Source organism: Variovorax sp. P4_D9 (genome assembly GCF_056401695.1).
Map to the genome: position 1 here is coordinate 1 of NZ_JBFUIU010000366.1, position 8871 is coordinate 8871.

Annotated in this window: 10 protein-coding genes and 2 pseudogenes; 9 read left to right on the forward strand and 3 right to left on the reverse strand. The window is 63.1% G+C overall.

What is annotated here, in order from left to right:
- Positions 1–85 precede the first annotated feature (85 nt).
- The 9 genes from AC1DY5_RS31085 to AC1DY5_RS31125 all read left to right on the forward strand — a co-directional run bounded on the left by AC1DY5_RS31085 (position 86) and on the right by AC1DY5_RS31125 (position 6379).
- The gene (locus tag AC1DY5_RS31085; protein ID WP_478117731.1) at positions 86–778 is read left to right on the forward strand and encodes a hypothetical protein; all 693 of its coding nucleotides are present in this window, start codon (positions 86–88) and stop codon (positions 776–778) included.
- A 78-nt stretch (positions 779–856) separates the two neighbouring features.
- Positions 857–1138 (forward strand): hypothetical protein, encoded by a 282-nt coding sequence (locus AC1DY5_RS31090; RefSeq protein WP_478117733.1) that lies wholly within the window; start codon positions 857–859, stop codon positions 1136–1138.
- Positions 1139–1606, forward strand: a complete 468-nt coding sequence (locus AC1DY5_RS31095) for a hypothetical protein (protein ID WP_478117734.1) — start codon at positions 1139–1141, stop codon at positions 1604–1606.
- The gene (locus AC1DY5_RS31100) at positions 1606–2454 is read left to right on the forward strand and encodes a hypothetical protein (protein WP_478117736.1); all 849 of its coding nucleotides are present in this window, start codon (positions 1606–1608) and stop codon (positions 2452–2454) included. Before AC1DY5_RS31095 ends, AC1DY5_RS31100 begins: the two co-directional genes overlap by 1 nt.
- The gene (locus AC1DY5_RS31105; protein WP_478117737.1) at positions 2451–3803 is read left to right on the forward strand and encodes a replicative DNA helicase; all 1353 of its coding nucleotides are present in this window, start codon (positions 2451–2453) and stop codon (positions 3801–3803) included. The genes AC1DY5_RS31100 and AC1DY5_RS31105 overlap by 4 nt, the downstream gene beginning before the upstream one ends.
- Before the next feature lie 71 nt (positions 3804–3874).
- The gene (locus tag AC1DY5_RS31110; protein WP_478117738.1) at positions 3875–4450 is read left to right on the forward strand and encodes a hypothetical protein; all 576 of its coding nucleotides are present in this window, start codon (positions 3875–3877) and stop codon (positions 4448–4450) included.
- Between the two features lie 122 nt (positions 4451–4572).
- A complete protein-coding gene (locus tag AC1DY5_RS31115) occupies positions 4573–5097 on the forward strand; it encodes a hypothetical protein (RefSeq protein ID WP_478117739.1) in 525 nt (174 codons plus the stop codon).
- Positions 5097–5699, forward strand: a complete 603-nt coding sequence (locus tag AC1DY5_RS31120) for a hypothetical protein (protein WP_478117741.1) — start codon at positions 5097–5099, stop codon at positions 5697–5699. The genes AC1DY5_RS31115 and AC1DY5_RS31120 overlap by 1 nt, the downstream gene beginning before the upstream one ends.
- Positions 5696–6379 carry a hypothetical protein gene (locus tag AC1DY5_RS31125; RefSeq protein WP_478117743.1) on the forward strand — a complete coding sequence of 228 codons (684 nt, stop codon included), beginning with the start codon at positions 5696–5698 and terminating at the stop codon, positions 6377–6379. Before AC1DY5_RS31120 ends, AC1DY5_RS31125 begins: the two co-directional genes overlap by 4 nt.
- Before the next feature lie 440 nt (positions 6380–6819).
- On the opposite strand, the gene AC1DY5_RS31130 is transcribed toward AC1DY5_RS31125, so the two are convergent.
- The 3 genes and pseudogenes from AC1DY5_RS31130 to AC1DY5_RS31140 form a co-directional block, all read right to left on the reverse strand.
- On the reverse strand, positions 6820–7023 hold the full coding sequence (locus AC1DY5_RS31130; protein ID WP_478117745.1) for a hypothetical protein: 204 nt from the start codon (positions 7021–7023) through the stop codon (positions 6820–6822).
- Positions 7024–7189: 166 nt separating this feature from the next.
- A pseudogene (locus tag AC1DY5_RS31135) lies at positions 7190–7322 on the reverse strand (biopolymer transporter ExbD); the annotation flags it as partial.
- Between the two features lie 5 nt (positions 7323–7327).
- A pseudogene (locus AC1DY5_RS31140) lies at positions 7328–7821 on the reverse strand (MotA/TolQ/ExbB proton channel family protein); the annotation flags it as partial.
- Positions 7822–8871: the final 1050 nt, after the last annotated feature.

Genomic DNA, 8871 nt, shown 5'->3' on the forward strand with positions numbered 1-8871 from the left:
CAGCTAGGTTTAGCGGCTGAAAAGCGGGACACCTTCACCCGCCTGCTGGGGCACCCCCAATGAAGGGCGCGATGAAGGAGCGCCAATGGATGAACTTTCCCCATGGAATGAGGCAACCAACTTTCGGCTGGATGAAGTTGCATGCCTCATTGTCGGGCGGCAGCCGCTGTCGAATAGGCGAAATCCTGATCGCGAGGATCTGCCGGGGCCCGCGGTGCCTATCTTGGTACATCTTTCGGGTGCCTATCTCGGATGGTTGATCCACCGCGATCGGCCAGAAAACCCGCAGTGGCCGAAGAAACAACAATTGCATGGGATACCGAACTTTGACGGATCCCAAAGGACGCTCCTGCAAGTAGTGGGCGATAAGCCATCACGCGATCTCCGTCGGATTTGCTGGGAGCATGTTGATCGCGCGGAGATCGCCCGTTGGCTGCAGGCAGTCCAAATGCCATCGAAGTTCGACTTTTCCCCCTATCCTTGCGGTCAGGCCGCGACATCCACCCCCGCGCCCGCAGGGACTGAGACTGCAGACGAGGTGCAAGCGAAGCCGCTTCAGCGATTCGCCGCGCAGGAGGCGACCATCCTGGCTGCGCTGCGCGCTGCAGGTCACGATCCGCTCATGCTGCGAAAGAACTTGCCAGGAAAGCCCGGCGTGAAGGCTGAGATTCGCGCCGCACTGGTGGGCATGAATGACCTTTTTCAGAAGGGAGGCACAACCTTCGACAAGACATGGGAGCGCTTGCGCCTGCGTGGGGGGATAGCCGACAAAGCCTGACTATCCCCCATTGGGTGTCCCCCAAAATGGGGGATACGGGGAGGGTTGCGGGGGAGGATAGTTGCCCGGAAATCATCGATGCACATCAACGAATTGAGGTGCAAACCGATGGAAGCGCAAGCAACGCACCACAGCGCCGGCTCCCGCCGCGCTGCAACTGAATCCCAGCAGTACCCGCCGCTGGAAGCCGTGACCCGCCCCACGGTGCCGACCGAACAGGCCGGCTATTACTTGGACCGCCGCCCGCAGACCATGCGCGGCTGGGCCTGTCTGGATAACGGTCCGATTCGTCCGATCCGCGTGCATGGCCGCCTCGCATGGCCCGTCGCCGACATCCGCCGTTTGCTCGAGGTGGCTTAAATGACGGCACCCCAGAAAAGCGAAAGCCCGGTGGCAGCCGGGCAAGTCGCAGATCAAAGCACTGAAAACGGCCCGATTGTCGCACCGAGCGCCACTACCGCAACGGACTTCGCAGCGGCCGCCGAGAAGTTCGCCGTCAAGGGTCACGCCCTGAAGAGCAGCGTTCGCGCCGACGATGGCCGCGTGACGTTCGTTGTGCGCCGCTCGGGCCAGTCCCGTAGCTTCACCCACTGGAACGACGTTCGCGCATTCCTCGCCCAGATCGAGGAGGGCGACGTGAATCGTCTCACCTACCGCCAGATCGCCGGCCGCACGCGCCGGATCTCGCATTATCGCGACGCTCTGTCTCGCGCGACGGCGTTGGGCGACACCGAGTTGGCCGCGGCCTGGGACCGGGCGATGGCGCGAACGGAGCGCCTTTCCGCCCAGTTCGTGACGCGTGCGGTACCGTCGGGAGGTCGTTCCTAATGGCCCGCATTCGCACGATCAAGCCGGAGACGTGGACCAGCGAGCAGGTGATGAACCTCTCGCCGCTCGCTCGCCTCGCGTTCATTGGCTTGTGGAACTTCTGCGACGACGGTGGCAATCACCCGGCCAGCGCTCGCACGCTGAAGGCCGAGGTCTTCCCGTCCGACGACATCGCGGCGACCAACGTGGAATCCCTCGTGGCCGAAATGCTCGGTCAGGAGCTGCTGATGACCTACGAGGCCGGCAGCAAAGTCTTCTGGCACGTCACTGGCTGGCACCACCAGCGCATCGACAAGCCGACGTTCAAGCACCCGCCTTTCTCCGGTGAATCGGCCACTGCGCGCCGCGCGGTCAGTGATGAATCGGCACCGACTCCCAGGGCGTGCAACGAGCATTCGTCGAACGATCGTCGAATCATCGACGCGGCCTCGACCCCGGAATGGAAGGGAGAGGAATGGATGGGAAAGGAAGATAAAGAGGCTATCGCCTCTGTCGGCAGCGGACTGCCGCCGTGCAAGACCCAGGCGATCGTCGACCTGTACCACGAGGTTCTGCCTGAACTGCCGGCTGTTCGTTTGATGAATGACTCGCGCAAGCGGGAGCTGTCAAAGCGCTGGCGCTGGGTCTTGACCACGACCAAGCTGGACGGTAGCCGCCGCGCTCAGACTGCAGAACAAGCTATGACGTGGTTTCGCGATTACTTCGACCGGGCGCGCGACAACGACTTTCTGATGGGACGTGGGCAGAAGGCGCCGGGCCATGAGGGTTGGCGCTGCGACCTCGATTTCCTGCTGACGGAAAAGGGCCTGAAGCACGTGATCGAGAAGACCGCGGAGGTGGCAGCGTGAAGCACGACCATCAAGCCGTCGCCGTCATGGCCGTGCTTGAGGCCGAGCACAGCCTGATCGGCGCTCTGCTGTTGGACAACGGCGCCTGGGACCGGATCGGCGACACGGTGAAGACCGAGCACTTCTACTCCGACCGCAACCGCACGTTCTTCGCCGAGATCTCGCGCCAGATCGTCGCCGGCAAGCAGTGCGACGTGGTGACGACCGGAACGGCGCTCAAAGACCCCAAGGCGTTCGCCGAGCTGAACGCGCTGGCGCAGTACGTGCCGAGCGCGGCCAACGTGCGGCGCTATGCGGCGCTGATCGTGGAGCGCTACCAGAGCCGGCAGTTGATGGCAGTGAGCAGCGCGGTCACGGAACTGGCGCAGGACCACGAGCGCAGCATCGCGGAACGCATCGAGGATGCCCAAGGCCAACTTGCCAAGCTGATCGGCGAGGCCCCGCGCGACGAGTGGATCGGAGCGGCCGAGGGCATGGCGCTGCACACATCGTTGCTGGAGGACCGGGCCGAGGGCAAGACGACCGCGATGTCGACGGGCTTGGCCGACTTGGACGAGTACCTTGAGGGTGGCCTGCGACCGGGGGAACTCATCATCATCGGCGCGCGGCCGAGCCAGGGCAAGACCGCGCTCGCCATGACCATTGGCATCAACATGGCCGAGCGCCACGCGGTGGCGATGCTGTCGATGGAAATGCCGCACATGGAGGTGCGCGACCGCCTGACCGCCATGATCGGTCGCGTCAGCCTGTCGGCGGTCAAGCGCCCGAATCTCGGCGCCGGCCTGCAGTGGGATCGCGTGGTGGATGGCGTGGATCGCGCGCGCAACCTGAACTTCGCGGTGTCGGACCAAGGCGGCCTGAACATCAACCAGGTGCGCTCGAAGGCCCGGAACGTGAAGCGCCTGCGCGGCTTGAAGGTACTGATCGTGGACTACATCGGGCTCATGTCGGGCCTGGACGGGAAGCAGTCGCGCGCCTACCAGCTCGAAGAAATCAGCCGCGGCTTGAAGACGCTGGCCAAGGAGCTCGACATTGCCGTGGTGTGCCTGGCGCAGGTCAACCGCAAGGTGGAGGAACGGGTCGACCAGACCGCGGGCCTCAGCGATCTGCGCGATTCGGGCGCCATCGAGCAGGACGCCGACATCATCCTGTTCATCAACCGGCCGATCCAGGCCAAGCCCGATCTCGGGCCAGAGTGGCAGTACTACGCCAAGGTCAGCGTGGCGAAGAACCGCCAGGGCCGGTGCGGCGTGCTGAGCCTGAGCTACATCGGCGACCAGACGCGTTTCGATGGCTGGGAAGGGCCGGCGCCCACTCGCAATGCTCGTGCGAAAGGCGGCGACCTGTGACCCAGCCGAGCCCAAGCATCCCCCACCAAACGACCGGCACCCCGGTCAACCCAAATTTAACTGGAGAAACTATGACTGAAAAAGTGACCGGCGCGCCGGAACAGCTTAACCCTGAGTACCGGGCTCTCCTGGCCGAGATGATGGCTGTCCTGCGCGAGCAGGGCGAGGCCGCCATCGAAAATGAGTGCCACACGTTCAAGTTCGCGCGCATGCTGACCCTGGCGCCTGAAAGCTACTACACGCTGCTCGAAGAGAGCAAGCCGGGTGTCGCGAAGGAGTGGCGTGCCTGGGCGGCGAATCAGATCGAGCGCCACGACTATGCCGAGTTCTTCGCGCTGCTGAAGCGAGTCGGTGACATCCGCCACGCCGAGGGCGACGAAGCGCTGGACGGCCCGGAGCACGCCGGACTGTTCGTGCGGCTGATGCGCACTGCACCGCCACGCTATCGCGCCGAGGCTGATGCCCTGGTGGAGCAGTCAGGGCTTGTCCCGCCGGCCACGCACGTCAACGAAGACGGCGAGCCGGTCTTCAGCGTGCAGCAGATCGCCGAAAAGCTCGGCGTGGCCATCGAGGAGGTCGAGGCGTTTGTGGGCCAGCACATCAACTCGGAGGATCTCTACCGTGGCGAGGTCCACCCCATCCAGTGAGCCGGGAGCATCCAGTCCCCCCATAGAGGTCGCCCACCGTTGCCGTTCTCAATAGCATGGCCCGATGAAAAACGCATCGCAACCGTCGGCGCCTCGCCTTCTCATATTCCAGGAATTCACCCATGACCATTGAAATTCTCAAACACGCGGTCGAGGTCGGGGGCGAATCCGCCCTTGTTCTCCTGTTCTGCTCTTCTGCTTCCACCGGGAAAATCTACGAGGACCGCATCCCGTTCGACCCGTCGACCGATACCCTGACCCGCGATCTCAAGCTGCTTTGGGGTCGTGCTGACCTGGTCATCACACACGTCGACGACAGCATGATGGTGATCATTGCGAAAGATGGGGGCCGTGGTCATGACCACGTTGTGGCAGGGATCGGCGAAGCTTCTCTGTGTGCGGCCCAGCTCGCTTTGGTGTCTCGCGCGAAGGTACCGGTGCGTGCGGCGTTGTTGTGGTCTGCGGCCGGAGATTTGCTGCTCGATGCCCTGATCGAAGACGCCTGCTTGGCTGCGAACGTCACGCCCTTGCCGTGGGGCCCTCTGGAGCGACATCTTTCTGCCGCAGCAAACAGCATCAATCAGTACGCCGCTGGCGCGTCGCACCTCGCCGACGTGCACGCGGAAGCCAAAGGGCAGGTGCACTGATGGGCCGCCGTTCCGATATTGACTGGGGCGCGATCGAGCGGGAGTACCGCCTCGATGAATGGGTTCAAGACAAGGCCGCGGAGGTTCGAGCACGAGCTGACAACATGCTCCTGAAGGCGACTGCGAAAGCCAGCGGAAATGCAATCGGAAGAAAGCAATCGGAGAATGCAACCCCCGATAGCTTTGAAATCAAAGCGGCCGCCACCGTCCGGGTTGATGTCGTCCTCGGACACCGGAAAGGCCTTGGTCGAATCTCCAGCATTCGCGATACGATGCTCGATGAGATCGAGGCTCAGACCAGCCACATCGACCTGCTGACACAGATCGTTGAGGTCGCCCGCGACCCAGGGGAGAGCGGCATCGACAAACGAAACGACCTACTGCAACGCATCATTGCGCTGCCCAGCCGCGTCGAGTCGCTCAAGAAGCTGACCGAGATCGACGAGAAGGTGCGCAAGGGTGAGCGCGAGGCGTTCAACATCGAGTCCGGCCAACAGGCCGGTGACTCCGATGCTCTGGCATCGCTGCTGGCCAAGATCGGCCGTAGCGCAATGCCCGTTGTGCACGACGTGCCGGACGATGACGACGAGACCGCACCATGAGCGAAGCGAAGCACCCGGTAGCAGACTGGCCGGTCATCGAGGCGGACTACCGCGCCGGCATCAAGTCGCTGCGCACGATCRCAGGCGAGCACGGCGTAGCCGAGTCCACCATCCGCAAGCGCGCGAACAAGGAGGACTGGGCGCGCGACCTGGGTGCAAAGATCCAAGCCAAGGCGGACGCACTGGTGCGCAGGGCCGCGGTGCGCAGCGAAGTGCGCACCAAAACGCGCGTCCCGGAACGCGTGGTCGTCCACGCGAACGCGGGCGCCGTGTTCCATGTTCACATGAGCCAGCGCTCCGACATCCAGCGCTCCTTGGACCTCTGCCGCAAGTTGTTTGGCGAGATTGAAGCGCAAACCGACAACGTCGAACTGTTTGCCAAGCTCGGCGAACTGATGGACGAGTCCAGCACCGACGCCGAGACCGGGCGCCAACGCCGCGACCTTCTCAATGAGGCATACCGAAAGGCACTCAGCACGGCGGGTCGCGTCGACTCAGCCAAAAAGCTTGTTGAGATGTTGGAAAAGGGTGTGCGCATGCAGCGCGAGGCCTTCGGGATCAAGTCGGATGACGGTGGAGGCCTTCCGCCTGCGACCGTCTTGACCGATGCCGAGCGCGCAAGCCGCCTGGCCACATTGATCTTCAAGGCTCGCGCGAAGAAGGAAACCGATGACACATGACCGAGAACTGCCCAAGCCAGTCACACACGACCACGTCACTACACCACAGAAAGACCCAATGAACCTCGATAGCCAAAACCCCCACACCAATGCCCCCATGGTCTCGGCGCGACATAGCCAACGCCACAGCCGAGCGTGCGCAGCACTGGGCAGCCGGCGCTGAGCAGCGCCGCTTCGATTAGGCGGCGCGTACCCTTCCCGACAAACTGTTCGACGGAAACCCGGAAATCGCCCGCCTGAATCAGGATGCCACGGCCATTACCGGGTGTTCGCGACAGGCAGCTTTCGGGTTGCGTGATTGTTTGAATGAGGTGAAAGCCGGCTGCGGCGCTGCTTAGGCGGGCCTGCACGGCCGGTAAACATCGGTAGGCCCGACGGCAAAGACTCCGGCGTGGGTCAGGGAATCCGCGACGTGCGTCCAGCGGGATGAGAGCTGCGTTTCAGTCCAAGATGTTGACACGCACTTCCTGGCCGATCTGAAGCGAACTGTCCGCGGGGCGCCGCGATTTGCCGATCGACCGGCTGTGCTGGCCGTCGCGGTAACGTGCGACGACATAGGGCGCATCTGGCCGGAGGCTGCCGCTGCCGCAGTCCTGATCCGCGGTGGACGCCAACTCGGCGTGGCTACCGATACCCACGATCACCGCATGACGCCAACCGGGATCCCCGTCTCGCCGGTGGCGGCGCATCCGGTGAACGCTAACAGCAAGGCCAGCATCGCGGCATGGAGAGGAACCGTCACTATGTCACTTGCCCGTGGACGGCGATGTAGGGACTGCGTGGCCGTGGCGACGGCCTGGATCTTGATCCGCGCACAGCATGCTTTATGAAAGGCCCGGTGATCATGGAGATGACCAGAAGCACCAACATGACGTCGACCCGCGGCGTCATGTTGATCTCGTTCATGAACCTCATCGGGTTCGTCCTGTGTTCCGAAGGCCATGATGCTCAGCCTTTCTTGAGCGGGACGACGTTGGCCCCGACGCCCCTCTGGACGCGCGCGCCGGTCACGAAGTAGGCATGCAGCTCGTGCGCAAAGCTGTTGAACTTGGTCAGCACGAACTTGTTGCTGCGCACCAGTGCGTTGTAGCCCAGCACTGCTGGAACGGCGACCGCGAGGCCCAGCGCCGTCATGATCAGCGCTTCGCCAATCGGACCGGCCACTTTGTCGATGGTCGCCTGACCGGAAGTCCCGATGCTCATCAATGCGTATAGATGCCCCATACGGTGCCGAACATCCCGATGAACAGAGCGGTCGAGGCAGCCAGCATGGCCAGGCCGGTCTGCAGGCGTGCGGTGAACTCGACGATGCAGTTGCGCAGCGCGCGCGTGATCCACTCGCTCAGGTCGAGCACGTCGTGTAGATGAGCCTTGGTGTCGCAATGGTGCGCCGCAGCCTCGCGGCCCTCCAGCGCCAGCGCGCGAAACGGATTGCCATCGTCCAGGTAACGAAAGGGTGATCGACGGCGAAGCTGTCGACGCATGGGAAGAAAGTTGAAAGTTGCAAGATCGACGCTTGGCTCACTCTCAGATAAGTTTTCACCAACACATCGCGGCCCTTTTGTCCCGTTCTACCGGCAAAAATTGATGGGCGCATCCCGCGACAGCTCGTCGGTTACGTGATCGTGTTATTCGCGAGCCTGGTGCCGAAACTTTTAGCCCTAGCGCCACTTGGGCGGAATCCTCAGGCGCGGTGCATCACTTCGCTGGCCGAGCGATCCTGCCCCAGCAAGTACCCCATGCGGTTCATGGCGGGCGTGATGTGGCGAAGGTACTTCTTGTAATCTCGACAAAGATAGTTGAACCCGGACCCGCCGTCGGCGTTGCGCGCGAAGCGATTCTTCGGGCACTCCCGTGGCAAGCGAAGCGGTCCTCGGCAGCGACAGACGCTCTACCGCCTCAGCGCGTTCCAGCCATCAATCCTTCCGCTTGGACGCCCACGACGCTCATGCGGAATCGCGTGGACGAGGCCGTAAGTCTCGCCCCAGGAAGGCGCCATGCCTGTCCACCATCCGCCGGCCCGTGTCGCGTGACAGAATGGCGTGTAACCGGGTGGCCCAAGACCGATCGGCGCCGCGGTTGATCGCAAGTGGTACTTCAAACCCTTCCTTTCGTAAAGGGAGCAGCGAAATGTCCAAATTGTGCCGTTTTCGGTGCCTCCCACAGACTCCAGGTCGAGGGTGGTTAGGCATCAGGCCCGCAACAGAGGTCAAAGCTGACGCGACCAGACGGGTTGGGGACGCGGTCACGAGTCGCAGTGATGTTCGAGCAGCTGCTTCCTCGGCGCGACTAGATGCTTGCCCGGAGCGCGACCTGCTGCAGCGCGTGGAGCACATATCCGTCGCGAGCGAAGCGCTGTGCGCGAGTTGCCGAGCACGCAAACGCTCTTCGCGCTGCCGACAGGTGGCCTCTGTTCGAAATACCGCCCTTCGCTCAGGACAGCGCGGCCGACCCACCCGGCGAACACTGTGTTCGACTCGCGGCATCTACGG

Coding starts and splice junctions, on each gene's coding strand:
- AC1DY5_RS31110 (WP_478117738.1), top strand. CDS start 3,875: ATGACTGAAAAAGTGACCGGCGCGCCGGAACAGCTTAACCCTGAGTAC.
- AC1DY5_RS31085 (WP_478117731.1), top strand. CDS start 86: ATGGATGAACTTTCCCCATGGAATGAGGCAACCAACTTTCGGCTGGAT.
- AC1DY5_RS31095 (WP_478117734.1), top strand. CDS start 1,139: ATGACGGCACCCCAGAAAAGCGAAAGCCCGGTGGCAGCCGGGCAAGTC.
- AC1DY5_RS31090 (WP_478117733.1), top strand. CDS start 857: ATGCACATCAACGAATTGAGGTGCAAACCGATGGAAGCGCAAGCAACG.
- AC1DY5_RS31100 (WP_478117736.1), top strand. CDS start 1,606: ATGGCCCGCATTCGCACGATCAAGCCGGAGACGTGGACCAGCGAGCAG.
- AC1DY5_RS31115 (WP_478117739.1), top strand. CDS start 4,573: ATGACCATTGAAATTCTCAAACACGCGGTCGAGGTCGGGGGCGAATCC.
- AC1DY5_RS31120 (WP_478117741.1), top strand. CDS start 5,097: ATGGGCCGCCGTTCCGATATTGACTGGGGCGCGATCGAGCGGGAGTAC.